The sequence below is a fragment of the Streptomyces guryensis genome, from assembly GCF_021261325.1.
Lineage (GTDB): Bacteria > Actinomycetota > Actinomycetes > Streptomycetales > Streptomycetaceae > Streptomyces > Streptomyces guryensis.
Map to the genome: position 1 here is coordinate 135,396 of NZ_JAJSBI010000008.1, position 25,474 is coordinate 160,869.

A 25,474-nucleotide genomic window follows, 5' to 3' on the forward strand; every position below is an offset into this window, starting at 1 on the left:
CGGACGCGGAAGGGCCGGGCCGGTCAGGACGACCGGCCCGGCCCTTCAGGATCAGGTTTTCCGAGCAGTTCGGGTTTCTCGGGAACGCTGCGTCAGCGGTGACGGGTCAGCAGTGGTACGTCACAGCAGCCCGTCCCACATCTGCTCCAGCAGCACCGACCACCAGCTCTCCGGCGAACCGAGCGCCGCCGGGTCCAGGGAGGCCAGCTGGGCCTGGAAGTCGACGGTCCAACGGCCCGCCTGCTCCTGGTTCAGCCCGAACCTGAGGCGCCACATCCGGCCCAGCAGCGCCAGACACCGCTGGAACTCGGGCAGCCCCGTGTTCACGAACTGCGGCGGCACCGGCGCACCGCCGGGGCCCGCCTCCACCGGCACGGCCACGATGTTCGCGGTGCCGTACTGCACACAGACCGCCCGGCCGAAGTCGCTGCCCATGACGAGATACGAGCCCGCGTCCGAGGCCGGCTGCACCCCGCGCTCCTGCGCGAGTTCGGCGAGCGTCGGCACCGGCCGCCCCGGCTGGGCCTGCGCCCAGAAGAACGGACCCATGTCCCCCGGCAGCCCAGCCGCCACCAGCGAGTGCGCCACCACCGGCGGCACACCCTGCCGGGACACGGCAGCCTGCTCGAACCGGAACACACCCGGCCCGAACGCACCCGCCAGCTCCTGCCCCACCGCCTCCGGCGGAATCGGCGCCGCCGCCTGCACCGGCGGCAACGGCGCCCGCACCGGCGCCGGACGCGCGGGACCGTCCGCCACCTGGTGCAACTCGCCCTGATGCACCAGCAGTTGCTGCATGCCCTGCTGCCGGCTCGCGTGATCCGTCCCGTACGGCGCGATACTCGTGATCCGCGCCTGCGGCCACTGCTCGCGGATCATCCGCGCACAGTACGCACCCGGCAGCTCGCACGACTCCAACTCCGTGTGCAGCTCCAGCACCTGGTCCGGCGGCACGTTCATACCGCGCAGCTCGTGGAACATCTGCCACTCCGGGTGCGGCGTACCCGGCGCCGACCGCCGGATCAACTGCTGCTCCGACCCGTCCTGCGCACGGTAACGCAGCACGGCCTGATACCCGGGCCCCACCGTCGGCTGCCCCTGCGGCTGCGGGTAGCCGTACGCGGGCGGCGGCACCGCACCGGGCGGTTGCGGAGCACCGGTCGGCGCCATGCCGGGAGCCTGCGGGGGCGCGCCGGGGGCGCCGACAGGAGGCGCACCGGGCGCACCCACGGGGGGCCCGGCCAGCACGGTCTCCGCATGGTGCACGGCACCTCGACCACCGGCGGAACCGCCCGGAGCACCGGGGGCACCGGGCATACCGGGGGCGGCAGGGGGCGGCGGGGTGCCGGGGGCACCGGGTCCGCCCGGCGGCTGCGGGACGCCCTGACCACCGGGACCAGCCGGAGGCTGCGGGACCCCAGAGCCACCAGGAGCACCGGGAGGCGGGGGGAAGCCAGGCCCACCGGGGCCGCCGGGAGGCTGCGGGGCGCCGGGACCGCCCGGAGCACCGGGAGGCTGGGGCATGCCAGGGCCACCGGGAGCGCCCGGAGGCTGGGGCACACCAGGACCACCAGGACCACCAGGGGCGCCCGGACCAGCCGGAGGGCCCGGAGGCGGGGGGAAGCCAGAGCCTCCGGGGCCGCCTGGAGGCTGCGGGACGCCGGGACCACCAGGAGCACCAGGAGCACCAGGAGGCTGGGGCATGCCAGGGCCACCGGGAGCGCCCGGCGGCGGAGGCACACCAGGACCACCCGACTGCTGCGGAACACCAAGTGCACCAGACGCACCCGGAGCCGCAGGAGGCGGCGGCACATTCATGCCCGGAGCACCTGGGGCGAATGGCGCGCCGGGCGCGCTCGGTCCACCCGGCCCGCCGGGAAACGCCAGCGCACCGGGCCCGCCCGGGGCACCGGGAGGCTGCGGCGCACCCGGAACCCCGGGAGGACCGGGAGGCTGCGGCGCACCGGCACCCGGAACACCAGGCGCACCCGGAGGCTGCGGCGCGCCCGGCCCCATCCGGCCGGGGTCGGCCAGCATCGTGGCCGCTTGGTGGACGTTGGCCGGAGGCGTACCGCCGGGCGGGTGGGGGACGCCCCGCTGATTCGGGGCGCCGGGCGGATTCGGGCCACCAACCGGAGGCGCCGGCGACTGCGGAGCCCCCGGCCCGGCAGCACCCTCGGGGCCGTCCGGACCGAGCGCCGACACCAGTTGCGTCGGCACGTACCCACCCGCACCGGGCCCCGGCGGAGGCGCGCTCCCCGGCCGCCCACCCGGCGTCCCGGGGGCGCCCGGCGGAGGCGGCACGGCCGAGCCCTGGCGCGGCGAAGGAGCCGCCTTGCTCGTCGCGGCGTCGGCGATGTCCCCGGCGTTCGGCGCAAGCGGTCGCGACGGGGCCCCGGGCGCCTGCGGATAGCCGTAGGAAGTCGGCGCATGCGGGGCACCCGGCGCCTGCGGATAGCCGTACGACGAAGGCGAAGGCGGAGGCGGAGGCGGCCCCGGCACCGCCGCACCCTGCGGGTATCCATACCCCGGAGGAGACGGCGGCGGAGTGCCACCCGGCACCGGGCCGGCACCCTGCGGATACCCATAGCCCGGGGGCGGCGGAGGCGTACCGCCCGGCACACCCGGAGCCCCCGGCTCATCGAACGCCGGCTCCACCGCCGTCCGCGGAAGCCTGCTGCCGCCCGCCATCAGCGCCGTCTCGGCGTCCGACGGCGTTTCCTCGCCCCCATCGTTCAACGGCGGCGCGAACACGGTCGCGGGCAGCGGGACGGAAAGGTCCTCACCGCCACCGTTGGTGTCCGTCCCGGCCCAGGGAGTCCCCCCGGCGGGCGAACCCGGCCCACCGGGCGCATCACTCGCCCCGGCCTCCGGCCACCCCGCACCGGCACCCGACGAACCCGCCGCAGCCGCACCACCCCGCCGATCCGCCATCCCCAGCTTGTCCGCCGCCTCCTGCAACCACTCCGGCGGACTCAGCAGGAACGACGTCTGATTCAGATCCACCCGCGCCGAAGACGCAGGCACCCGCTCCGGAGCCTTGTCCGCACGGCCGTACCGCTCCTCGTACCGGCGAATCACCTCACCCACCGGCAACGACGGCCACAACGTCGCCTCACCGCTGTCCCGGGCGATCACCAGCCGCTGCAGACCCCCGTCCGAACGCGGCCCCTCCGCCCGGTCCTCGGCCCACACCACGAACCCGAGCCCGAACTCCCGCACCCGCACCTCACGATGCTGATACGACGGCACATCCCCGTTGATCCACTCCTCGGCGCGCTCCTGCGCCTGCGCGAAAGTCACCATCGCAACGCTCACTCCCCCACCGGAGAGACGGAAGAGACCGGAACGGAATGCGCGAACCCGCCGTCCACCATCAGATTCGCCACCGTCTCCAACTCCGGCGGATCGCCCGCGAGCCGCGACAGGAACGCGTCGAAGTCCTCACCGCACGGCAGCAACAACCGCTCCACCCGGTCCGCCGGCGCCCACGAAGGATCCACGTCCCGAGCGTCGTCATACGCACAGAACCACACCGAACCGAGCCGCTCGCCCTTCACCTTCACCGCCAGCAACCCGCCCTGCACAAACCCAACACCCAAGTAATCCTTGGTCAGATGGTCACGCAGACACTTGTTGACGTAGACCAGATCATTGACCGCCGCCTCGTCCCGCACCGTGAAGAACGGCTGGTCGACCAACAGCCCCAACTCGGCGTCCAGCGCCGCCCCCACCGGCGCACACCCACCCGCCGCCTTCAGGAACGAACGGTACGCACCCGGCAGCCGATACCCGAGGTCCTCCTCGACCCCCTGCACCTGCGACTCCGTCACCGCCACACCCGACTTCGGCAACCCGAAATGCGCCGGCCGCGTCTCCTGCAACGGCCGCGTCCCCCGCTTGCCCTGATCCACCGCCGCCGTCGCGATCCCACCGTGATGCCGCAGCAACGCCTTCACCTCGACCGGCACCAACTCCAGCCGCCGCGAACCCACCACGTGATGCCACGTCCAGCCATGCGGCGTCGCCACCGCCGGCACCGTGTCCCACAACTCATGACCCGTCGCCGCCAACGCCGCATTCGCCGACACATAGTCCGTCAGCCGCAGCTCGTCGACACCGAAACCCTCCGGCGGCTCCGCAATCTCCGCAGCGGCACGCGCATAGACCGAGAAATCGGGGTAACCACGCTCGTCAACCCGTACCCCTCTCGGGTGACGTGCGGCCCGGACCGGATCCGGGAAATGCACGACCTGCCCGGCATAGGCCGCGTTCGGCGGCGCGGCTTGCTGCCCGAGCCGACCTGTCGTCATGGCGGTTGCCCCCTGCGGCGTTCGTTACGGACCGCGATGACCGCCATCGGCCAACCCGCCCCGTATCTCCTGTACAACCCTCTCCACACGTCCGCCGCGTGGATCGCGGTGCCGACAGCCTATGCGGTACGACCGCACCGGTCACCGGGCACCGGTCAGCCGCCCTCCGCTTCCGTGACCAGCCGTCACCCCGCCGTGACAGCCCGCCCAAACCCGGGCGTGTCGCACCGCCCCAGCTTCCGCACCAGCCACGGCATTTGGCACTCTGTGACGTCCGGGGGAGGCTCGGGAGGGGATGACGATCATGAACTCGACGCAGGCGGGACCACACACGGCACCGCACACAGGGCCGTCCGGCGACCCCCGCATCGGCTGGAGCGCCACCGACACCCCCCACGCACCCACCCTGCTCCACCGCCGCGACGGCATACTCCCCACCGTCGCCGCCGCACTCTCCGTCCGCGGCGCCACCCTCACCGGCACCGCCGCCCGCGGCGACCGGCCCCCACCCCTGCACCCACTCGTCCAGGACTTCCTCGACACCCTCACCAGCGCCCAACGCGACCGCTTCACCGGCCGCTGCGCCGAAACCATCCTCATCTCCCGCCACATAGCCAACGCGGACGCCGCCCGCAGCAAACGCGCCACCCGCAGACCCATGACCCACGGCGAAGCCCGCAAAGCCCTCAAACAGGCCAAACTCACCGCCCGCCGCATCCGCGAGGACGGCGACCCCCTGCACGGCAGCTTCGCCACCCCCTGCCGCGCCTGCACCGCCCTCAGCGCCCACTACGGCGTCCGCATCGTCGACCCCGCAGCAGACAACTGACCCCCACCACCACACGCGAAACGGCCCCGCGCCCACCCAGGACCTCGACGATCGAAGGGCAGATGCACCCCGACCGCACCTCGACCACGCGCTTCCCCGTACCCGTCGACGCCGCCCTCCGCGCCGCCGGCTGGCAACCCGGACGCTGGGACATAAAACAAGCCGAGATCTGGGCCGACGCCCTCCGCGACCACACCTCACCAGCAGGCCACCGCCACGCCGTCTTCCCCGCCGCCGTCGAAGCCTGGGCCGAATTCGGCGGCCTCCACATCACACCCACCGGACCGGGCCGCCAGATCGCCCCCTCGGCCCTCCACCTCGACCCCCTGCACGGCCTCCACATGGCCCGCACCCTCAGCGACCTCGGCCGCGCCCTCGACACCGAAGTCAGCCCCCTCGGCACCGAAACCGAAACCCATTCCCTCCTCGCCGTCGACACCGAAGGCCGCATCTACGCCCTCGATCACACAGGCGACTGGTACCTCGGCCCCGACATCGACCAAGCCCTCGGCAGCCTCGTCTCAGGCATCGAACCCGTACGCCTCACAGCAGGCTGAACCCCCGGACACACACAGGGGCCGCTACGCCGCCGGAATCACCGCGGACACCCGGAAACCCCCGGCATCCGTCGGCCCCGACACGAACACCCCACCCAACGCGGTCACCCGCTCCTTCATCCCCACCAGCCCGTTCCCCCCGGACGGCAACCGCGCCGACGACGCCGAAGCCACCTCCGGCGGCGGCTCGTTCTCCACCTGCATCGCGATCTCCGACACCCGATGCGCAAGCCGCACATACGTCTTCGCACCCGCCGCATGCTTGTGGACGTTCGTCAACGCCTCCTGCACGACGCGATACGCGGTCTGCTCGACCTCAGCGGCATACGACCGCACATCCCCCTCGACGGACAGATCCACCACCATCCCCGCAGCCGCCGACTGCCCGACGAGCTCCTCCAACTCCTCCAGACAGGGCCCCTCCCCCTCATCCACGGCCTTCGAAGCCGCCACCGCAGCAGCCACCCCCACCGCCACCAACGGAACGGCCTGCTCGGCCCGCCGAGCACCACCGTCCCCACTCCTCAACACCCCGAGCATCTCCCGCAACTCGGTCAACGCCTGCCGCCCCATGTCCCCCACCAACGCCGCGTTCTTCACGGCCTTCTCGGGGTCCTTACGGGCAACGGCCTGCAGCGCAGCAGCATGCACAACCATCAGGCTCACCCGATGGGCCACCACGTCATGCATCTCCCGCGCAATCCGAGTCCGCTCCTCGTTCCGCGCCCACTCGGCCCGCTCCTCAGCCCGCTCGGCCAGCAGCTGCAACTCACGCTCAAGACTGTCCGCCCGCTCCCGCAAGCTCTCCATCAACCGCCGCCGGGCCCCCACGTACAAACCCAGCAGCAGAGGCGGCGCAGTCATCCCGATCGCCGTCGTGATCGCCGCGAACGGAACGAACCAGTCCCCCAGATCCCAGGACCCCTTGTCCATGTCCTGCCGCACCCGCACGAACATCACGATCAACATGCCGACGAGCGACATCCCCGCCAGCGAAGCGATGATCCGCCGCGGCAACTCGGAAGCGGCGAGCGTGTACAGCCCGACGATCCCCATCAGATAGCCCATCTGGGCCGGGGTGATCGCGATGGACACCAACACCACGGCAATCGGCCACTGCCGCCTCACAAGCAGTGCCGAGCCCGCCAACGCCCCGAACACAACCCCCGCGGCCACCGGAATCCCCGCGTCCCGAGCGAACCGAACACCCTCGAACGCACACTCCACCGCGGACGCCACCGCAAGGCCGACATCCAACACCGCACTGCGCCACCTGGCCCACCACCACGGCCCTCCCCGGGCCGCCATGCGCTCTTCCCCCGTCGTGGTCATGCCTCCAGCCTAAGGGCGCCCGCGCCCCGTTTTCCGGCGAGTTTCCGCGATGGGTCTACACCACAGTCCGTAACCGAACGTAAGCGAAACAGACCAATATCCCTCGAACTGCTGAATCACACATCGTTCGACCCCGGAAGCCCGGATTCCGCCCGGACGGTATGCCCATGGCACATTCACACGGCAAATACGCCGACTTCGAAGGACTGCGGGAGCAGGCGGTCGCGCTGCGGCGCGCAGGACTCAGCCGCCGCCAGATCCGCGACCGCCTGCACGTCGACAACAACGACATCCTCAACCGCCTCCTGGAGGGCGAGCCCCCTCCGGAATGGACGAAGCGCCCGAACGCGAAGGACGACCTCCGGCACAGGGCGAGGGGCTACGACTCCAGGGCTGGACGTACGACCAGATCCAGGTGGAGCTGGGGTGCTCGAAGAGTTCGATCTCGTTATGGGTACGGGATCTGCCGAAGCCGGAGCACAAGCGCAGCCCCGAAGAGGCTTCGGCCATCGCCAGGCGCGGCCGGGAAGCAACGTTGCAACGACGCGACGAGGAGCGCCAACACACGAAGGCGGTCGCCAAGCAGGCCGTCGGCGACCTGTCCGACCGGGAGGTGTTCCTGGCGGGCGTGGTCCTCTACTGGGCAGAGGGCGCCAAGGGCAAGTCGTACAGTCGCCGCGAGCGGCTGCACTTCATCAACAGCGACCCGAATGTGATCAGCTTCTTCATGCGCTGGCTCGACGTCCTGGGCGTCGAGCGCGAGCGCCTGCGCTTCAGAGTCAGCATCCACGAGTCGGCCAACACAACTGACGCCGAGGAGTTCTGGGCCCGGCTGGTGGGCGTGGAGCCTTCGACGTTCCAGAAGGCCACCCTCAAGAAGCACAACCCGAAGACGAACCGGAAGAACACTTCGGAGGCCTACCGCGGTTGCCTGATCGTCTACGTGCTCCGGAGCGCCGACTTGTATCGTCGCATGGAGGGCGCCTGGTACGGCATAGTAGGAGGCGCCGCTCGACAGCCTGGCTAAATGTCTGGTTTGGTCGAGATTATTCCCCCGTGGTGTAATTGGCAGCACTGTGGCTTTTGGTGCCATCTGTCCGGGTTCAAGTCCTGGCGGGGGAGCTCAACCAAGTTCGGGTCCTGACCGGTGACAGCACCGTCAGGGCCCGCTCCCATGTCCCCCACGAAACGCCCCGGTATCCTGCGGATGTCCCCACCCACTCCACAGCCGAAGGGCAACCCCGTGAGCGCCATTCGCCCGGCAGCCGTCGTCGTTCTCGCAGCGGGTGAGGGCACCCGTATGAAGTCGGCCACACCCAAGGTCCTGCACGAGATCTGTGGCCGCAGCCTTGTGGGGCATGTGCTCGCCGCCGCCCGTGAGTTGGACCCCGAGAACCTCGTCGTCGTGGTCGGGCACGCCCGCGAGAAGGTCACCGCCCACCTCGCCGAGACCGACCCCGCCGTGCGCACCACCGTGCAGGCGGAGCAGAACGGCACGGGTCACGCCGTACGCATCGCCCTGGACGAGCTCGGCGGCAGCGTCGACGGCACGGTCGTCGTCGTGTGTGGCGACACCCCGCTGCTCACCGGTGAATCGCTCCGGCAGCTCGCCGCCACGCACACCACCGACTCCAACGCCGTCACCGTGCTGACCGCCGAGGTCCCGGACGCCACCGGTTACGGCCGGATCGTGCGGGACGAGGCGACCGGTGCCGTCGTCGAGATCGTCGAGCACAAGGACGCCACCGAGACGCAGCGCGGGATCCGTGAGATCAACTCCGGTGTCTTCGCGTTCGACGGTCTGCTGCTGGCGGACGCGCTCAAGAAGGTCCGTACGGACAACAGTCAGGGTGAGGAGTACCTGACCGACGTCCTCAGCATCCTCCGTGAGGCCGGTCACCGGGTGGGGGCCTCGGTCGCGGGTGATCACCGTGAGATCGCCGGGATCAACAATCGTGTGCAGCTGAGCGAGGCGCGGCGGATCCTCAACGACCGGCTGCTGACCGAAGCGATGCTTGCCGGCGTCACCGTGATCGACCCTGCGACGACCTGGGTCGACGTCACCGTCACCTTCGAGCAGGACGCGGTCGTCCACCCCGGTACGCAGCTGCACGGCTCCACGCACGTGGGTGAGGGTGCCGAGGTCGGGCCCAACACTCGCCTGACCGACACGCACGTCGACGCCGGGGCGCGTGTCGACAACACGGTGGCCGACAGCGCCTACGTCGGCCCGCAGGCCAAAGTGGGCCCGTTCGCCTATCTCCGTCCGGGGACCCGCTTGGGTGCGAAGGGCAAGATCGGTACGTACGTCGAGACGAAGAACGCCTCCATCGGCGAGGGGACGAAGATCCCCCACCTCTCCTATGTCGGTGACGCGACGATCGGTGACTACACCAACATCGGTGCTGCCAGCGTGTTCGTGAACTACGACGGTCAGGAGAAGCACCACACGACCGTCGGGTCGCATTGCCGGACGGGTTCGGACAATATGTTTGTGGCTCCCGTCACGGTCGGGGACGGCTCGTACACCGCTGCGGGGTCCGTGATCACGAAGGATGTGCCGCCCGGTTCGCTGGCTGTGGCCCGTGGTCAGCAGCGGAATATCGAGGGTTGGGTGGCTCGTAAGCGTCCGGGGAGTGCGGCGGCGAAGGCTGCTGAGGCGGCGTCTCGGCAGGTCGAGGGCGAGGACTGACCGGAAACGGGTGCGCCGGACACGGCGTACCGTGATAGGTGCACACCCAGTTGAGACACCTCTGAGGAGACAGCTGTGACCGGGATCAAGACGACCGGCGAGAAGAAGATGATGTTCTTCTCCGGCCGCGCCCACCCCGAGCTTGCCGAGGAGGTCGCCCTGCAGCTGGGGGTCGGCGTCGTCCCGACGAAGGCTTTCGACTTCGCGAACGGTGAGATCTACGTCCGTTACCAGGAGTCGGCGCGTGGCGCGGACTGCTTTGTGATCCAGAGCCACACCGCTCCGATCAACCAGTGGATCATGGAGCAGTTGATCATGATCGATGCGCTGAAGCGGGCGTCGGCGCGTTCCATCACGGTGATCGTGCCGTTCTACGGTTACGCGCGGCAGGACAAGAAGCACCGTGGTCGTGAACCGATCTCGGCGCGGCTGGTGGCTGATCTGATGAAGACGGCGGGTGCGGACCGCATTCTGACCGTGGATCTGCACACCGACCAGATCCAGGGCTTCTTCGACGGGCCGGTGGATCACCTGTTCGCTCTTCCGCTGCTTGCGGACTATGTGGGTGGGAAGGTCGATCGGGCCAAGTTGACGGTTGTGTCGCCGGATGCGGGTCGGGTGCGGGTGGCGGACCGGTGGTGTGACCGTTTGGGTGCGCCGCTGGCGATCGTGCACAAGCGTCGTGACAAGGACGTCGCCAACCAGGTCACCGTCCACGAGGTCGTGGGTGAGGTGAAGGGTCGGGTGTGTGTGCTGGTCGACGACATGATCGACACCGGTGGCACGATCTGTGCGGCGGCCGACGCGCTGTTCGCGCATGGCGCCGAGGACGTCATCGTGACGGCGACTCATGGTGTGCTGTCGGGGCCTGCGGCGGACCGGTTGAAGAACTCCCGGGTGAGTGAGTTCGTGTTCACGAACACGTTGCCGACGCCGGCTGAGCTGGGCAGGGATCTGGACAAGATCACGGTGTTGTCGATTGCGCCGACGATTGCGAGTGCGGTGCGTGAGGTGTTCGAGGACGGTTCGGTGACGAGCCTGTTCGACGAGCAGTAAGGGTTCTGCGCCGGCGGACCCTGGTGTAGATCGTTTTGGGTGTGGCCTCCCTGTCCGAGTAGACTGCTGCAGTTGCTCGGCGAGGGAGGCCGTACCCGTTTTTGGCGGGGTATGGCTGTCCGTTATCGACGCGCTCTTCGTAGCAGGCCGTTCGTGGCCGGGTGACCACGTCCGTATCTACCTGTACGAGGAGTGATCATGTCCGAGGTGAAGCTCACCGCCGAGACCCGTACCGAGTTCGGTAAGGGTGCTGCCCGTCGTATCCGTCGTGACAGCAAGGTTCCCGGTGTTCTGTACGGCCACGGTTCCGACCCGCTGCACCTGACCCTTCCGGGTCACGACCTGCTGCTGGCGCTGCGTACGCCGAACGTCCTGATCGCGCTGGACATCGACGGCAAGACGAACGAGCTGGCGATCCCGAAGTCGGTTCAGCGTGACCCGATCAAGGGTTTCCTGGAGCATGTCGACCTGCAGCTGGTGAAGCGCGGCGAGAAGGTCACCGTGGAGATCTACGTCCACACCGAGGGTGAGCTGGCGCCGGGCGGCAACCTGCTGGAGCACGTGCTGAACGCGCTGCCGGTCGAGGCCGAGGCCACGCACATCCCCGAGTCCGTCACGGTGTCCATCGAGGGCCTGGAGGCCGGTGCCTCCATCCTGGCGAAGGACATCCCGCTTCCGAAGGGCACGACGCTGGCCGTCGAGGAGGACACCGTCGTCCTGCAGGTCCTCGCCGCGCAGGCGGAGGAGGCCGCTGAGGGCGAGGAGGCCGCGGGCGACGAGGTCGCCGAGGCCTGATCCTCACCCTGTTCGACCGTTCGTCAGCCGCTGTTCCCGTAGGGGGCAGCGGCTGGCGCGTATCAAGGAGAGATGGATGTGACCACCCCCGTCAATGGCCCCTGGCTCGTTGTGGGCCTCGGGAATCCGGGACCGGAGTACGCCATGAACCGGCACAACGTCGGGTTCATGGTGGCCGATCTGCTGGCCGAGCGGATCGGGGGAAGGTTCAAGCGGGCGGGCAAGGCGCAGGCGCAGGTCGTGGAGGGGCGGATCGGGCCTCCGGGGCCGGCGAACCGGCGGGTGATTCTGGCGAAGCCGATGTCGTACATGAATCTGTCGGGTGGTCCGGTGAACGCGCTGCGGGATTTCTACAAGGTGCCGGTGGCGAACGTCGTGGCCGTGCATGACGAGTTGGACATCGAGTACGGCACTCTCCGGTTGAAGCTCGGTGGTGGGGACAACGGGCACAACGGGCTGAAGTCGATGACGAAGGCGTTCGGTGCGGAGTATCACCGGGTGCGGTTCGGGATCGGGCGGCCTCCGGGTCGTATGCAGGTCGCCGACTTCGTGCTGAAGGACTTCTCGTCTGCGGAGCGCAAGGAGCTGGACTACTTCGTGGACCGGGCTGCGGATGCGGTGGAGTGTCTGGTGATCGAGGGCCTGGAGCGGGCGCAAAGCACGTACAACTCCTGACTTGTCGCCCGCTGGATCCGGCGGGAGTTGACCTGGCGTGGGGGCATGGCCAATGATCCCGGCCATGCCTGCCACAGCCGCTTCGTCCCGTCAGGTCTCGCGCCGGGCCTCGGTCACCGCGTTGCGGTTCGGGCGTTTCGCGGTGATGGGTGCGGTCGCGGTGGTGATTCTGATCGCCGGGGTGTGGGCGTCGTGGCGGACGGCTCCGTATGTGATGCTCACGAAGGGCCGGGAGCGCGGCACGATCGAGGTGACGCGGTGCGGGGACGATTCGTGCACGGGTCGCTATACGCCGATTTCGCGGGGTTCTTCCGTTCGGGACCGGGTCTTCATCGAGAAGACGGTCGCGGTGCGGAAGGGGCGGACGTACACGGTGGTGGTGAAGCCGGGCGGCGATGAGGTGGTGCGGTCGGGGCCGGCGGGGATTCTGTATGCGTGGGTTCCGTTCGGCGGGGCGTTGCTGCTGGCTTCGGTGGTGGTGGCCGGGGGGCTGGGGCGGACGCGGGCCGCGTGGGTCATGGCGGGGTCGGGGGTCGTGTTGCTCACGGCAGCTTTCGTGACTGTCTGACGACTTTGCCCGTTCTCCGTCCTGTGGAGAATCCGAGCGTTGTGCGTTCGTGATTGACCTTGGGTCAGGTGTGGCTGGATGCTGAGCCGCCCCCTCCACATCTTCCCGTCCGTAACTCGAAGATGGACTGCCCCATGCGTACCCTCACCCGCGCCGGCGCCCTGTCCGCCGTCGCCGCGACGGCGCTGTTCTCGGCGCCCGTTGCCGCTCACGCCACTGTTCCCGGTGACAACGGGACTGTGAAGATCCATGACGCCACCACCGGCGAGGCGCTGAAGCGCAACGAGCCGCACGTCTGCACGTTCTATCTGGACGCGTTCGGCTTCGACGCGGTCCAGAAGGTCGACTGGCACATCGAGGCCTGGGCTCCGACGGCCGGTGTGAAGGGCAAGACGGTGAAGACCGGTGCCATCACGCTGGACTCCGGGGGGCATGGCCGTACGGCGGACATGTCGCTGCCCGACGGGCACTACAAGCTGTTCTGGAACTTCGACGGTGAGAAGGGTGCCGCCAAGCACAAGGTGTTCTGGACGGACTGCAAGGACTCGGCGGGCGGCGGCGGTTCGACGCCTTCGCCGTCGGCTTCCTCGTCGGCGTCCTCGTCCCCGTCTGCGTCCTCGTCGGAGTCTCCGTCGCCCGGGTCTTCGTCTTCGTCCGCGCCTTCGTCCGGGTCCGCGTCCGCTTCCGCGTCCCCGCGGGGTGGCGACCTGGCCGAGACCGGTAGCAGTGCTCCTGTGGGACTGCTGTCGGGTGTCGCGGCCGCGCTGGTGGCCGGCGGCGGTTACCTGGTGGTGCGCCGGCGCCGGGCCTGACGTACGGCATGAGGGTGCCCCCGGGCTTCGTACGAGCCGGGGGCACCCTCATATGTGTGGGGCTCAGCCGGTGTTACGCAGGCCCGCTGCCACGCCGTTGACGGTGAGCAGCAGGGCGCGGGCGAGCAGCGGGTCGGGCTGTTCGCCCGCGGCCGCGGCTTCGCGCTGGCGCTTGAGCAGGGTGACCTGGAGGTAGGAGATGGGGTCCAGGTAGGCGTCGCGGATGGTGAAGGTCTGCTTCAGCACCGGGGTGGCGTCGAGGAGTTCGTCCTCGCCGGTCACCTTCAGCACCTCGCTCACCGTGAGTTCGTGCTCGGCCTTGATGGTGTCGAAGACGTGCTTGAGCTCGTCGGGGACGAGCGTGTCGACGTAGTGGGAGGCGATCCTGAGGTCGGTCTTCGCGAGCGTCATCTCGACGTTGGAGATGAAGTTGCGGAAGAAGTGCCACTGTTCGTGCATCTCGTCGAGCACGGTGTCGAGGCCGGCCTCGCGCAGGGCCTTCAGGCCGGAGCCGACGCCGAACCAGCCGGGGACGATCTGCCGGGACTGGGTCCAGCCGAACACCCACGGGATGGCGCGCAGTCCGTCGAGCGAGACGCCCGAGCCGGGGCGGCGTGAGGGTCGCGAGCCCAGGTGCAGGTCGGCGAGTTGGTCGACCGGCGTGGAGGCGAGGAAGTACGTCGGCAGATCGGGGTCTTCGACGAGCCTGCGGTAGGCGCCGTGGGCGGCGTCGGAGACGACGTCCATGGCCGCGTCCCAGCGGGCGAGGGCCTCGACGGACTGGCGGGGCGCGGTGTGCAGGGCGGAGGCCTGGAGGGTGGCCGCGACCGTGAGTTCCAGGTTCTCCCTGGCCAGCGACGGCACGAGGTACTTGTCGGAGATGACCTCGCCCTGCTCGGTGACCTTGATCTCGCCTTCGAGGGTGCCCCAGGGCTGGGCGAGGATGGCGTCGTGGGAGGGGCCGCCGCCGCGGCCGACGGTGCCGCCGCGGCCGTGGAAGAGGCGCAGGCGTACGCCGTAGCGGTGGGCGACGTCGCGCAGTCGGCGCTGGGCGCGGTGGATCTCCCACTGGCTGGTGGTGATGCCGCCGAACTTGGAGGAGTCGGAGTAGCCGAGCATGACCTCCTGGACGTCCCCGCGCAGCGCCACGAGGCGGCGGTAGGACGGGTCGGAGAGCATCTCCTCCAGGATGGTGTCGGCGGCCTTGAGCTCGTCGGTGGTCTCCAGCAGCGGGACGATGCCGATCTTCGCCCAGCCGGCGTGCAGGTCGATCAGCCCGGCCTCGCGGGCGAGGACCGCGGCGGCGAAGACGTCGTCGGCGCCCTGGCACATGGAGATGATGTACGACTCGACGACCTCGGGTCCGAAGACCTCCAGGGCCCGCTTGACGGTCTGGAAGACGCCGAGGGTCTTCTCGCCGGGTGCGTCGACGGGGGCCGGGGTGGGGGCCAGGGGCCTCCTCGACCTGAGTTCCTTGGCGAGGAGCTTGGCCCGGTACTCGCGGGGCATGTCGCTGTACCGCCAGGACTCCTCGCCGAGGCGGTCGAAGAGCTGTCCGAGGGCGTGGTGGTGGGCGTCGGCGTGTTCGCGTACGTCCATGGTGGCGAGCTGGAGGCCGAAGGCGGCGAGGGTGCGGATGGTGCGGTTCATCCGGCCGTCGGCGAAGAGGCCGCCGCGGTGCTCGCGGAGGGAGGTCTGGATGAGGGTGAGGTCCGTCAGCAGTTCGCCGGTGCCGAGGTAGTCGCGGCCGGTCTCGTGCGGGGTGCCCTTGGCGAGGCGCTGCTTGGTGTTCTCCAGCTTCTGCCGGATGCAGGTGGCCTTGAGGCGGTAGGGCTCCTCGGCGTTGAGGCGCTTGTAGCGGGGGCTGATCTCGGGGAGGCGTTCGAGGTCGGCCTGGAGGGATTCGAGGAGTTCCTCGGTGGCGCCGGTGTAGCGGATGGAGTTCGACAGGAAGCCGCGGAGTTCGTCGATGAGTTCCAGGGCGTCGTTGATGCCGTGCTCGTGCTGGAGGATCAGGACGTCCCAGGTGACCTGGGGGGTGACGTTCGGGTTGCCGTCGCGGTCGCCGCCGATCCAGGTGCCGAAGGTGAGGGGGCGGGTGTCGTCGGGGAGCTTGACGCCGACGCGCTCCAGTTCGGCGGTGAGGTCTTCGAGGACGTCGCCGACGGCGCCCGCGTGGAGCTCGTCGAGGTAGTAGATGGCGTTACGGGCCTCGTCGGCGGGCTCGGGGCGGACGACGCGGAGCTCGTCGGTCTGCCATACGAGGTCGATGTTCTCGGCCAGTCGGGTGTCGTAGCGGCGGCGGTCGGCCTCGATGACCGGGGTCTCCAGGAGTGCGGCGATGCGCCGGAGCTTGTTGAGGACCGACCGGCGCGCGGCCTCGGTGGGGTGCGCCGTGAACACGGGGCGGACGTTGAGGTTGCGGACCGTCTGGCGCAGGTGCTCGGGGTCGGCGTCCTTCAGCCGGTCGGCGGTACGGGCCAGTAGTCCGCCCTCGGCGGCGCGGCGCTCGCGCAGTTCGCGGCCGCGGTGGACCTGCTCGGTGACGTTGGCCAGGTGGAAGTAGGTGGAGAAGGCGCGGACCAGCTTGGCCGCGGTCTCCAGTTCGGTGCCGCGCAGCAGTTCGGCGGCGGCCTCTCCGTCCTCGCGGGTGAGGCGGCGGACCTTCTCGACGAGTTCCAGCAGCTCTGGGCCCTCCTGCCTCACGAGGGTCTCGCCGAGGAGGTCGCCCAGTCGCCGGATGTCGGCGCGCAGGTCGCTGCTCGTCGTGGTGGTCTGGTCGTCGGCACTGCTCACAGGTGCGGCTCCTTGCAGTGTTGAAGCTCGTCCGGGAGGGGAACCCGGCGTCTGGGGCCGCGCGGCGGGCGCCGCATACGGCCCTGACATCCGGGAAAGGAATCAGAGCGGACCGCGCTGTCCGACCGACTCCAGGATAGGTGTCCATGCGGACGCGCATAATTTCGGGCTCTTGCCGCCGGGTGACTCGCTGCCATACTTACGACGCCGTAGGTTACGGAACCGTAGGGACCGTCGTAACGGAAAGCGGGCATGGTCCCCACGGCCGGCCCGGCCTCACCCTCACAACCCTCGACCCCACAGGGGACGCCCCATGACCACAAGCTCCGATGTGATCGACGACGCCCCGAAGGCGAACAACGACACCCCAGTCTCGGCAACCCTCGGCGGCGAGAAGAAGGGGTCCGTCGAGCAGTTCGCCCTTCTCCTCTTCATCGTCGTCCCCTTCCTGGCGCTCCTCGCGGCTGTCCCGCTGGCCTGGGGCTGGGGCGTGAGCTGGCTCGACCTCGGCCTGATGGTCTTCTTCTACTACCTCGGCTGCCACGGAGTGACGATCGGCTTCCACCGCTATTTCACCCACGGCTCCTTCAAGGCGAAGCGCCCGCTGCGCATCGCGCTCGCCATCGCCGGTTCGCTGGCGGTGGAGGGTCCGCTGGTGCGCTGGGTCGCCGACCACCGCAGGCACCACAAGTTCTCCGACGCGGAGGGCGACCCGCACTCCCCGTGGCGCTTCGGCGAGACCCTTCCGGCGCTGATCAAGGGTCTGTGGTGGGCGCACATCGCGTGGATGTTCGATGAGGAGCGGACGCCTCAGGACAAGTACGCGCCGGATCTGATCAAGGACCCGGCGATCCGTGCGATCTCCCGGCAGTTCATCCTCTGGACGGTGCTGTCGCTGGCTCTGCCGGCGCTGATCGGTGGTCTGGCGACGATGTCCTGGTGGGGTGCGTTCACCGGCTTCTTCTGGGGCTCACTCGTTCGGGTGGCTCTGCTGCACCATGTGACCTGGTCGATCAACTCGATCTGCCATGCGGTCGGCAAGCGGCCCTTCAAGTCGCGTGACAAGTCGGGCAACGTGTGGTGGCTCGCGGTGCTGTCCTGCGGCGAGTCCTGGCACAACCTGCACCACGCCGACCCGACCTCCGCGCGGCACGGTGTGATGCGCGGCCAGCTGGACTCCTCGGCGCGCATCATCCGCTGGTTCGAGGCGTTCGGCTGGGCGTACGACGTGCGCTGGCCGTCACGCTCGCGTATCGATTCACGCCGTAACACAGGCCAGGACGGCTCTCAGCCCCGGAAGGAGTCGGCGGAGGCGGCATGATTGACGCCGTGGCGACCGACTCCAGCAGCACCCCGACGAATGAGAAGCCGCGGCGAGCCCGGCGCACCCGGATGACGGGGGCCGAGCGCCGTCAGCAGCTGCTCGAGATCGGTCGCACCCTGTTCGCCACCAAGGGCTTCGAGGGCACGTCGGTGGAGGAGATCGCGGCGAAGGCCGGGGTGTCCAAGCCGGTGGTGTACGAGCACTTCGGCGGCAAGGAGGGGCTGTACGCGGTGGTGGTGGACCGCGAGATGCGGCGCCTGCTGGACATGGTGACGAGTTCCCTGACGGCCGGTCACCCCCGTGAGCTGTGCGAACAGGCGGCCTTCGCGCTCCTGGACTACATCGAGGAGAGCACGGACGGTTTCCGCATCCTGGTCCGTGACTCCCCCATTCCGCAGTCGACTGGTTCCTTCGCGTCACTGATCTCGGACATCGCCACCCAGGTGGAGGACATCCTGGGCCGCGAGTTCAAGTTGCGCGGCTTCGACCCGAAGCTGGCCCCGCTGTATGCGCAGGCCCTGGTGGGCATGGTCGCCCTGACCGGCCAGTGGTGGCTGGACGTGCGCCGCCCGAAGAAGGCGGAGGTCGCGGCTCATCTGGTGAACCTGGCGTGGCACGGGCTGGACGGGCTGGAGGCCAAGCCGCACCTGATCGGGCGCCGGAAGAGCTGAGACAGACACGCGGCGGGACCCGGTGCGAGGTCCCGCCGCGTGTGTCCCGCCCGTCAGTGCTTGAAGACGTCCTTCGCCTTCTCCTTGGCCTGGCGCGCGTCGCCCTTCGCCTGCTCGCCCTTGCCCTTGGCCGTCATGCTCTCGTTGCCGACGGCGCGCCCTGCCGCTTCCTTGGCCTTGCCCTTGGCCTGTTCCTTCTTGCCCTTCGCCTTCTGGTCCTTCGCCACCGTCGATCAACTCCCGGTCAGGTTGGACTTCGGTGTCAGGAGGGCGGGTAACCGTCACGGTGCCGGGCAAACCCGGGTCAGCGCTTCGGCTCCAGGAACTCCAGCCGGTTGCCGACGGGGTCCTCGGAGTAGAAGCGCCGGTGTCCCGGCAGGTTGCCGTCCCAGGTCACCGCGGCCCCATGCGCCTCAAGTCGGGCGGCGTACGCCTCGATGTCCGTGACCCGCAGCCCCGGGTGGGCCTTCTGCGCGGGCCGGAAGTCCCTCTCGATCCCCAGGTGCAGCTGCACCCCGCCCCCCGCCTGGAACCAGCACCCGCCCCGCGCCGCGAGCACAGGCGGCTTCGGGATCTCGGTCATCCCGAGGACGTCGGTGTAGTACGCCCGCAGCCGGTCCTCGGAGCCGGGCGGTGCGGCGAGCTGGACGTGGTCGACGGCAGTGATCACGTTCATGCCTCCTTGCGGGCGACGGCGAAGATCCGGCGGAACGGGAACGCCGTACCGTGCGCACCGGACGGATAGGCCTTCCGCAGGGCCGTCCGGTACTCGTCCAGGAACTCCTCCCGTTCTGCCGGGTCGTCGGCGAGGGCGGTGAGGACCGGCCGCAGCCCGGTCCCCTTCACCCAGTCGAGCACCGGGTCCTCGCCGGTCAGGAGATGGACGTAGGTGGTCTCCCAGACGTCCGCTTCGCAGCCGAGGGCGGTAAGGCGCTCCAGGTAGGTCTCGGGCGCGAGGACGGCGTCGTCGTGGCGGAGGGTGTCGGCGAGGCGGTCCCTCCAACGGGCGGAGTGGGCGAGTTCGCGCATCAGCCGGTGGCTGGGGGCGCCGAAGTTGCCCGGGACCTGGAAGGCGAAGGTGCCGCCGGGCTTCAGTCCCGCGATCCACTCCCCGAAACGCTCCGCGTGGCCGGGGACCCACTGGAGGGTGGCGTTGCTGACGATCAGGTCGTACGGCTGTGCGGGCGCCCAGGTCCGTGCGTCGGCGGGGGCGAAGTCGAGGCGGCCGCCGCCGGGGGTGGGGCCGGCGTGGTCGGTGTGGGCCTTGTCGAGCATCTCGGGCGAGTTGTCGTAGCCGGTGATGTGGGCGGCGGGCCAGCGGTCGGCGAGCAGGACGGTGACGTTGCCGGGGCCGCAGCCGAGGTCGGCGACGGCGGGCGCCTCGGACGGCAGTCGGGGGACGCGGGCGAGGAGGTCGGCGAAGGGGCGGGCGCGGTGGCCGGCGTGGCGGAGGTACTGGGTGGGGTCCCAGGTGGGGGTGCTCATGTCCCCTACCTTCCCCGCCCACTTATCTCGATGTCAAGAGACTTGACGTCAAGAGACTTCACGTCGACACAACCACTACACTGATCGTCATGGAGGACGAGGTCGATCGACTGGTCGCAGCATGGCGCCGGGAGCGTCCGGACCTCGACGTGGAACCGCTCGAGGTGCTCAGCCGGGTGAGCAGACTGGCCCGGCACCTGGACCGGGCGCGCCGGCTGGCCTTCGCCGAGCACAGCCTGGAGCCCTGGGAGTTCGACGTGCTGACGGCGCTCAGGCGCGCGGGCACGCCATATCAGCTCTCGCCGGGACAGTTGCTGACGCAGACCCTGGTCACCTCGGGCACGATGACGAACCGCATCGACCGCCTGGCGAAGAAGGGCCTGGTGGAGCGGCTGCCCGACCCGAGTGACCGCCGCGGTGTGCTGGTGCGGCTGACGGACGAGGGCCGGGACCGCGCGGACCAGGCCCTGGCGGGACTGCTCGACCAGGAGCGCGCGATCCTCGCCGAGCTGTCGCGTGCGCAGCGCGGGGAGCTTGCGGGGTTGCTGCGGCAGCTGACCGCGCCGTTCGACAACATCCCCGGCTAGGCGCAAGGCGCTCCGCCGGGAGAGCCGTGTGGGTGGTACCGCGACATGCCCGTCGGTCGTCTGCGGCTTCGTCGTGGCCGGTCGCGCCCGCGCGGCGGAGCCGCATGTCAAATGCAGCCCCGCGCCCCTTCGGGGCGCTACGGGCACCGGCGTTCATCAGGCGCTGCTGCTCTCCTCCGGCAGGATCCGGGCCGCGGGGCCCAGGTCGACCGGGCCGACCCCCGCCCGCCGCGCGAGCGCGACCGCAGCCAGTGTCGAGTGGACGCCCAGCTTGCCGAGGACGTTCTGCATATGGGTGCGGACGGTGTGCGGGGAGAGGAACAGGCGCTCGGCGACGGCCTTGCGCCCCAGCCCCGCGACCATGCACCGCAGCACTTCCCGCTCCCTCGGTGTGAGGGACTCCACCAGCCGCTCGCTCTCCGTGCGGTGCTTGCGCGCGGCCGTCAACTCCCTGAGGACGCCCGTGAGCAGGGCGGGCGGCAGATGTGTCTCGTCGCGCAGGACGCCCCGGATGACGTTGAGCAGCCGGGACAGCGAGCAGTCCTTGGCCACCCAGCCGGAGGCCCCGGCCTGCAGGGCGAGGGCGGCGCGCCGCGGGTCGTCCTTCTCCGCGAGCACGACGATCCGTACGCCCGGCTGCCCGGAACGCACGCCGGCGACCAGCGAGATCCCGTCGACCAGCCCCTCCTCATTGCCCTCCTGGACGGGCACGGCGGGCCGTACGCCCGGCACGTTGCCGCCCAGGTCGGAGTCGACGAGCAGCACGTCGAAGCGGCGCCCCTCGGCTGCCGCACGCTCCAGGCTGCGCAGCGCGGCGGGACCGCTGCCGGCCGCGGAGACGTCGACGTCGGGCTCGGCCGCCAGTGCGGCGGCGAGCGACTCGGCGAAGATGCGATGGTCATCGACGACCAGGACTCGGATGCGAACCACGAAACCCCCTTCCCCGAGCTCTCGAAGAGCAGGGGATACCCCATTGTCGGGAGACGGCACGGGCGCAGGTACGGCGCCCGAAGCGCCCCAGGTCGACCTTTGAGCACCTGGGACTGGAACGGCACACCGCACGGCCGCCGCCGTGCGGAAACTGCTACCCCCACTTCGGGCGTCGTACCCGACTGTCTCGCCCCCTGATCGGCACCGGCCCCCACCGGTGCTGTTCATCAGGGTACGGCCGGGGGCCGGGAGCGGAAGGTAATTTGCAGAACTGGCTGGCCGACGCGTTTATCGTGAGCCGCATGTTTCGTCTTGAGACAGAAGTCGACAGGGCCCGGCGCGATCTTCTCCGTTCCCGACTGCGCGACACCAACACGAAGGCCTCCCCCGTGCTGCGCGCACTGCGCAGAACCCCGGCCGAACGTGAACTTCCGCTCCATGTGTGGGTGTTGGACGAGCGGGACGAGCTGGCCGCGGGCCTGGTGGGCCACACCTGGACGACCTGGCTGCACGTGGCATACCTGTGGGTGGACGAGCGGTGGCGCGGCGCGGGCCTCGGTTCACGGCTGCTGGCGGAGGCGGAACGGATCGCGCACGACGAGCGGGGCTGCACGTCGGCCCGGCTGGAGACATGGGACTTCCAGGCACCGGGGTTCTACCGGAAGAAGGGGTACGACGTGGTGTGCGTGATCCCCGACTATCCGCCGGGGATCACGGAGTACACCTTGACGAAGCGGCTGGGGTGACACCCACTCGGCCCGTCCGGGCTTTGAGGACGAGGCCGTTCAGGCCGAGAGCGGGGGCCCGGGGGCTCAGCCTCCAGGGGCTCAGCCCAGGCGCCGCGCACCCGCCGAAGGCACCGCCTCGAACACCCTGGGAGCCGTGTGACCGCCGGAGGCGAACGCCTCCTCGACCGCCTTGGTGATGGTGTCCACGTCGGACGCCTCCGCCAGGACGATCGCCGAGCCGCCGAAACCGCCGCCGGTCATGCGGGCGCCGAGGGCCCCGGAGGCCAGGGCCGTGTCGACGACCAGGTCCAGCTCGGGGCAGGAGATACGGAAGTCGTCGCGCAGGGACGCGTGGCCCGCCACCAGCACCGGGCCGATCGCGCGGGTGTCGCCGGCCTCCAGCAGGGCGACGACCTTCTCCACCCGCTCGTCCTCCGTGACGACATGGCGGACCAGGCGGACCGCCTCCTCGTCGTCGCCGAGGCGGACGAGGGCCGCCTCCAGGTCGGCGTACGGGATGTCACGCAGGGCGTCGACGCCCAGCAGCGCCGCACCCCGCTCGCAGCCCGCGCGCCGCTTGCCGTACTCGCCGTCGCTGTGGGCGTGCTTGACCTGGGTGTCCACCACCAGCAGGCGCATGCCCTCCGCGGCCAGGTCGAAGGGGATCTGTTTCTGGGAGAGGTCCCGGGTGTCGAGGAAGAGCGCGTGGCCCTCCTCGCAGCAGGCCGACGCCGTCTGGTCCATGATGCCGGTGGGGGCGCCGACGTAGACGTTCTCGGCGCGCTGGCACAGGCGGGCCAACTGCCAGCGCTGCAGGCCCAGTTCGTACAGGTCGTTGAGCGCCAGGGCCACGACGACCTCCAGCGCCGCCGAGGACGACAGGCCCGCGCCCGACGGGACCGTCGACGACAGGTGGACGTCCGCGCCGGTCACCGCGTGACCGGCCTCGCGCAGGGCCCAGACCACACCCGCCGGGTAGGCGGTCCAGGCGCGGTCCGACTCCGGGGTCAGCTCGTCGAGGCGCAGCTCCACGACACCGCCCTCGACGTCCGCCGAGTGCAGGCGCAGCACACCGTCCGTGCGGCGCGAGACCGCCGCGATCGCGGTGTGCGGCAGCGCGAAGGGCATCACGAAGCCGTCGTTGTAGTCGGTGTGCTCACCGATGAGGTTGACGCGGCCCGGCGCCGACCAGAGACCCTCGGGCGCGGTCCCGTACAGCTCCTCGAAACCGTCCCGCACCTGCACTGCGCCCACTACTGCTCCCTCGCGATGTTCTGTGCGAACTCCCACGCGTCCGCCACGATTCCCGCGAGGTCCGCGCGGGACGGGTTCCAGCCCAGCTTCTCGCGGGCCGTGGCGGCCGAGGCCACCAGGACCGCAGGGTCACCGCCGCGGCGCGGGGCCGCGACCTCCGGGATCGGGTGGCCGGTGACCTGCCGGACCGTCTCGATGACCTGGCGGACCGAGAAGCCCTCGCCGTTGCCCAGGTTGCAGATGAGGTGCTCGCCGGAGGTGGCGGCCTTCAGCGCGAGCAGGTGGGCGTCGGCGAGGTCCGCGACATGGATGTAGTCGCGGACGCAGGTGCCGTCCGGCGTCGGGTAGTCGTCGCCGAAGACCGAGATCGCCTCCCGCCTGCCCTGCGCGACCTGCAGCACCAGCGGGATGAGGTGCGACTCGGGGTCGTGGCGCTCACCCTGCTCGCCGTAGGCGCCCGCCACGTTGAAGTAGCGCAGCGAGACGGCGCCCAGGCCGTGCGCCGCCGCCTCACCGGTGATCATGTGGTCGACGGCGAGCTTCGTGGCGCCGTAGGGGTTGGTCGGCGAGGTGGGCGCCGACTCGACGATCGGGACCTCCTTCGGCTCGCCGTAGGTGGCGGCCGTGGAGGAGAAGACCAGCTTGCGGACGCCCGCCTCGCGCATCGCGCCGAGCAGCGCCATGGTGCCGGCGACGTTGTTGTCCCAGTACTTCTCGGGCTTCACGACCGACTCGCCGACCTGCGAGAACGCGGCGAAGTGCAGGACCGCGCCGTAGGAGGAGTCCAGCCATTTGGCGGCGTCGCGGATGTCCCCCTCGATGAACGTCGCACCGGCCGGGACGCCCTCCCGGAAGCCCGTGGAGAGGTTGTCGAGTACGACGACCTCGTGGCCCGCCTCCAGCAGATGCTGGGCGACCACGCTGCCGACATAGCCCGCGCCCCCGGTGACCAGGTACTTACCGCTCATCAACTCGCTACCTCTCGCAGTCGCTCGGCCGCGCGCTCCGGCGGCACGTCGTTGATGAACACACTCATGCCGGACTCGGAACCCGCGAGGAACTTCAGCTTGCCGGAGGTCCGGCGGATGGTGAAAAGCTCTAGGTGGAGCGCGAAGTCGTCACGGTTGACGCCCTCGAAGTCCTCCAGCGCGCCGAACGGTGCCTGGTGCCAGGCCGCGATGTAGGGCGTGGGCGGTTCACCTTCGCCGAAGATCCGGTCGAAGCGCCTCAAGAGTTCCAGATAGACCTTGGGGAACTCTGTGCGCGCCTCCTCGTCGAGGCCGAGCAGGTCGGGCACGCGGCGCTTGGGGTACAGGTGCACCTCGTACGGCCAGTGCGCGGCGTACGGCACGAACGCCAGCCAGTGTTCACCCTCCAGGACGACCCGCTCACCGGCGAGTTCGCTCTCCAGGATGTGGTCGAAGAGGTTCCCCCCGCCCGTCGCCTCCCTGTGCTGGGCGACCTGGCGCAGCATCAGGGCGGTGCGAGGCGTCGTGAACGGGTAGGCGTAGATCTGGCCGTGCGGATGTCCGAGCGTCACGCCGATCTCCGCGCCCCGGTTCTCGAAGCAGAACACCTGCTCCACGGAGGGGAGATGCGACAGCTCGGACGTACGGTCCGTCCATGCCTCCAGGACCAGCGCCGCCTGCTCCTCGGTGAGGTCGGCGAAGGACGCGTTGTGGTCGGAGGTGAAGCAGACGACCTCGCAGCGGCCCGAGTCGCCGGCCAGGGAGGGGAAGCGGTTCTCGAAGACGACGACGTCGTACGACGAGTCCGGGATCTCGCTCAGCCGGCCGTCCTGGGAGGGGCACAGCGGGCACTCGTCGGCCGGCGGGTGGTAGGTGCGGCCCTGGCGGTGCGAGGCGACGGCGATCGCGTCGCCGAGCAGCGGGTCACGGCGGATCTCGGAGGTCGTGACCGTCCGCTCCAGCGGCCGGTGGTCCACCGCGTCGCGCACGTTGTCGTCGCGCAGGTCGTAGTAGATCAACTCGCGACCGTCGGCCAGGCGGGTCGAGGTCTTCTTCACTGCGGACTCCCTATTCGAGCCACATCAATCATCAAACAGAACCA

At 70.0% G+C, this 25,474-nt stretch carries 23 protein-coding genes, 1 tRNA gene and 1 pseudogene; 14 read left to right on the forward strand and 11 right to left on the reverse strand.

Annotated features, from left to right (window positions below; translation table 11 throughout):
- Positions 1 to 120: 120 nt before the first annotated feature.
- Both LJ657_RS18145 and LJ657_RS18150 read right to left on the reverse strand, forming a co-directional pair.
- The gene (locus LJ657_RS18145; RefSeq protein ID WP_232649660.1) at positions 121 to 3,306 is read right to left on the reverse strand and encodes an SUKH-4 family immunity protein; all 3,186 of its coding nucleotides are present in this window, start codon (positions 3,304 to 3,306) and stop codon (positions 121 to 123) included.
- An 8-nt stretch (positions 3,307 to 3,314) separates the two neighbouring features.
- Complete coding sequence (locus LJ657_RS18150) at positions 3,315 to 4,313, reverse strand: SMI1/KNR4 family protein (RefSeq protein ID WP_269786613.1); 999 nt, start codon at positions 4,311 to 4,313, stop codon at positions 3,315 to 3,317.
- 295 nt (positions 4,314 to 4,608) lie between these two features.
- Between LJ657_RS18150 and LJ657_RS18165 the strand changes: the two genes are divergently transcribed.
- Positions 4,609 to 5,142 carry a YwqJ-related putative deaminase gene (locus LJ657_RS18165; RefSeq protein WP_232649661.1) on the forward strand — a complete coding sequence of 178 codons (534 nt, stop codon included), beginning with the start codon at positions 4,609 to 4,611 and terminating at the stop codon, positions 5,140 to 5,142.
- A gap of 62 nt (positions 5,143 to 5,204) precedes the next feature.
- Entirely contained in the window at positions 5,205 to 5,699 is a 495-nt protein-coding gene (locus LJ657_RS18170; protein ID WP_232649662.1) for an SUKH-3 domain-containing protein, read from the forward strand.
- 24 nt (positions 5,700 to 5,723) lie between these two features.
- Here LJ657_RS18170 and LJ657_RS18175 read toward each other — a convergent pair whose 3' ends face one another.
- A complete protein-coding gene (locus LJ657_RS18175; protein ID WP_232649663.1) occupies positions 5,724 to 7,031 on the reverse strand; it encodes a sensor histidine kinase in 1,308 nt (435 codons plus the stop codon).
- Between the two features lie 167 nt (positions 7,032 to 7,198).
- Here LJ657_RS18175 and LJ657_RS18180 point away from each other — a divergent pair.
- The 8 genes and pseudogenes from LJ657_RS18180 (at position 7,199) to LJ657_RS18215 (ending at position 13,629) form a co-directional block, all read left to right on the forward strand.
- A pseudogene (locus LJ657_RS18180) lies at positions 7,199 to 8,058 on the forward strand (hypothetical protein).
- 23 nt (positions 8,059 to 8,081) lie between these two features.
- Positions 8,082 to 8,153, forward strand: a tRNA-Gln gene (locus LJ657_RS18185).
- Positions 8,154 to 8,274: 121 nt separating this feature from the next.
- A complete protein-coding gene (gene glmU / locus LJ657_RS18190; protein ID WP_232649664.1) occupies positions 8,275 to 9,723 on the forward strand; it encodes a bifunctional UDP-N-acetylglucosamine diphosphorylase/glucosamine-1-phosphate N-acetyltransferase GlmU in 1,449 nt (482 codons plus the stop codon).
- Positions 9,724 to 9,798: 75 nt separating this feature from the next.
- On the forward strand, positions 9,799 to 10,779 hold the full coding sequence (locus LJ657_RS18195; RefSeq protein ID WP_232649665.1) for a ribose-phosphate diphosphokinase: 981 nt from the start codon (positions 9,799 to 9,801) through the stop codon (positions 10,777 to 10,779).
- A gap of 198 nt (positions 10,780 to 10,977) precedes the next feature.
- Complete coding sequence (locus LJ657_RS18200) at positions 10,978 to 11,574, forward strand: 50S ribosomal protein L25/general stress protein Ctc (RefSeq protein WP_232649666.1); 597 nt, start codon at positions 10,978 to 10,980, stop codon at positions 11,572 to 11,574.
- A gap of 72 nt (positions 11,575 to 11,646) precedes the next feature.
- Positions 11,647 to 12,249: an aminoacyl-tRNA hydrolase gene (gene pth / locus LJ657_RS18205; protein ID WP_232649667.1), complete on the forward strand. Its 603-nt coding sequence runs from the start codon at positions 11,647 to 11,649 to the stop codon at positions 12,247 to 12,249.
- A 52-nt stretch (positions 12,250 to 12,301) separates the two neighbouring features.
- A complete protein-coding gene (locus LJ657_RS18210) occupies positions 12,302 to 12,817 on the forward strand; it encodes a hypothetical protein (RefSeq protein WP_232649668.1) in 516 nt (171 codons plus the stop codon).
- 134 nt (positions 12,818 to 12,951) lie between these two features.
- Entirely contained in the window at positions 12,952 to 13,629 is a 678-nt protein-coding gene (locus LJ657_RS18215) for an LAVTG motif-containing sortase-dependent surface protein (protein WP_232649669.1), read from the forward strand.
- A gap of 63 nt (positions 13,630 to 13,692) precedes the next feature.
- Here the strand turns inward: LJ657_RS18215 and ppc are convergent, their stop codons facing one another.
- Positions 13,693 to 16,425, reverse strand: a complete 2,733-nt coding sequence (ppc, locus tag LJ657_RS18220; RefSeq protein WP_232649670.1) for a phosphoenolpyruvate carboxylase — start codon at positions 16,423 to 16,425, stop codon at positions 13,693 to 13,695.
- Between the two features lie 313 nt (positions 16,426 to 16,738).
- On the opposite strand from ppc, the gene LJ657_RS18225 reads away from it, so the two are divergent.
- Both LJ657_RS18225 and LJ657_RS18230 read left to right on the forward strand, forming a co-directional pair.
- Positions 16,739 to 17,746 (forward strand): acyl-CoA desaturase, encoded by a 1,008-nt coding sequence (locus LJ657_RS18225; protein ID WP_232649671.1) that lies wholly within the window; start codon positions 16,739 to 16,741, stop codon positions 17,744 to 17,746.
- Positions 17,743 to 18,420, forward strand: coding sequence for a TetR/AcrR family transcriptional regulator (locus LJ657_RS18230; protein ID WP_232649672.1), 678 nt, complete (start codon positions 17,743 to 17,745; stop codon positions 18,418 to 18,420). The genes LJ657_RS18225 and LJ657_RS18230 overlap by 4 nt, the downstream gene beginning before the upstream one ends.
- Positions 18,421 to 18,473: 53 nt before the next feature.
- Here the strand turns inward: LJ657_RS18230 and LJ657_RS18235 are convergent, their stop codons facing one another.
- The 3 genes from LJ657_RS18235 to LJ657_RS18245 all read right to left on the reverse strand — a co-directional run bounded on the left by LJ657_RS18235 (position 18,474) and on the right by LJ657_RS18245 (position 19,905).
- Positions 18,474 to 18,647 (reverse strand): CsbD family protein, encoded by a 174-nt coding sequence (locus tag LJ657_RS18235; RefSeq protein ID WP_232649673.1) that lies wholly within the window; start codon positions 18,645 to 18,647, stop codon positions 18,474 to 18,476.
- Positions 18,648 to 18,724: 77 nt separating this feature from the next.
- Complete coding sequence (locus tag LJ657_RS18240; protein ID WP_232649851.1) at positions 18,725 to 19,090, reverse strand: VOC family protein; 366 nt, start codon at positions 19,088 to 19,090, stop codon at positions 18,725 to 18,727.
- 2 nt (positions 19,091 to 19,092) lie between these two features.
- Positions 19,093 to 19,905: a trans-aconitate 2-methyltransferase gene (locus LJ657_RS18245; RefSeq protein ID WP_232649674.1), complete on the reverse strand. Its 813-nt coding sequence runs from the start codon at positions 19,903 to 19,905 to the stop codon at positions 19,093 to 19,095.
- A gap of 89 nt (positions 19,906 to 19,994) precedes the next feature.
- Between LJ657_RS18245 and tamR the strand changes: the two genes are divergently transcribed.
- Positions 19,995 to 20,492: a MarR family transcriptional regulator TamR gene (gene tamR / locus LJ657_RS18250; protein WP_030941878.1), complete on the forward strand. Its 498-nt coding sequence runs from the start codon at positions 19,995 to 19,997 to the stop codon at positions 20,490 to 20,492.
- Positions 20,493 to 20,648: 156 nt separating this feature from the next.
- Here tamR and LJ657_RS18255 read toward each other — a convergent pair whose 3' ends face one another.
- Positions 20,649 to 21,422 carry a LuxR C-terminal-related transcriptional regulator gene (locus LJ657_RS18255; protein WP_232649675.1) on the reverse strand — a complete coding sequence of 258 codons (774 nt, stop codon included), beginning with the start codon at positions 21,420 to 21,422 and terminating at the stop codon, positions 20,649 to 20,651.
- Positions 21,423 to 21,712: 290 nt separating this feature from the next.
- On the opposite strand from LJ657_RS18255, the gene LJ657_RS18260 reads away from it, so the two are divergent.
- A complete protein-coding gene (locus LJ657_RS18260) occupies positions 21,713 to 22,168 on the forward strand; it encodes a GNAT family N-acetyltransferase (RefSeq protein WP_232649852.1) in 456 nt (151 codons plus the stop codon).
- Positions 22,169 to 22,249: 81 nt separating this feature from the next.
- Here the strand turns inward: LJ657_RS18260 and galK are convergent, their stop codons facing one another.
- From galK to galT, 3 genes are read right to left on the reverse strand one after another with little or no spacing between them, the layout of a single operon-like run.
- Positions 22,250 to 23,404: a galactokinase gene (gene galK, locus LJ657_RS18265; protein ID WP_232649676.1), complete on the reverse strand. Its 1,155-nt coding sequence runs from the start codon at positions 23,402 to 23,404 to the stop codon at positions 22,250 to 22,252.
- Positions 23,404 to 24,372 (reverse strand): UDP-glucose 4-epimerase GalE, encoded by a 969-nt coding sequence (galE, locus tag LJ657_RS18270; protein WP_232649677.1) that lies wholly within the window; start codon positions 24,370 to 24,372, stop codon positions 23,404 to 23,406. Before galE ends, galK begins: the two co-directional genes overlap by 1 nt.
- A complete protein-coding gene (gene galT, locus LJ657_RS18275) occupies positions 24,372 to 25,430 on the reverse strand; it encodes a galactose-1-phosphate uridylyltransferase (RefSeq protein WP_232649678.1) in 1,059 nt (352 codons plus the stop codon). The genes galE and galT overlap by 1 nt, the downstream gene beginning before the upstream one ends.
- Between the last annotated feature and the right edge of the window lie 44 nt (positions 25,431 to 25,474).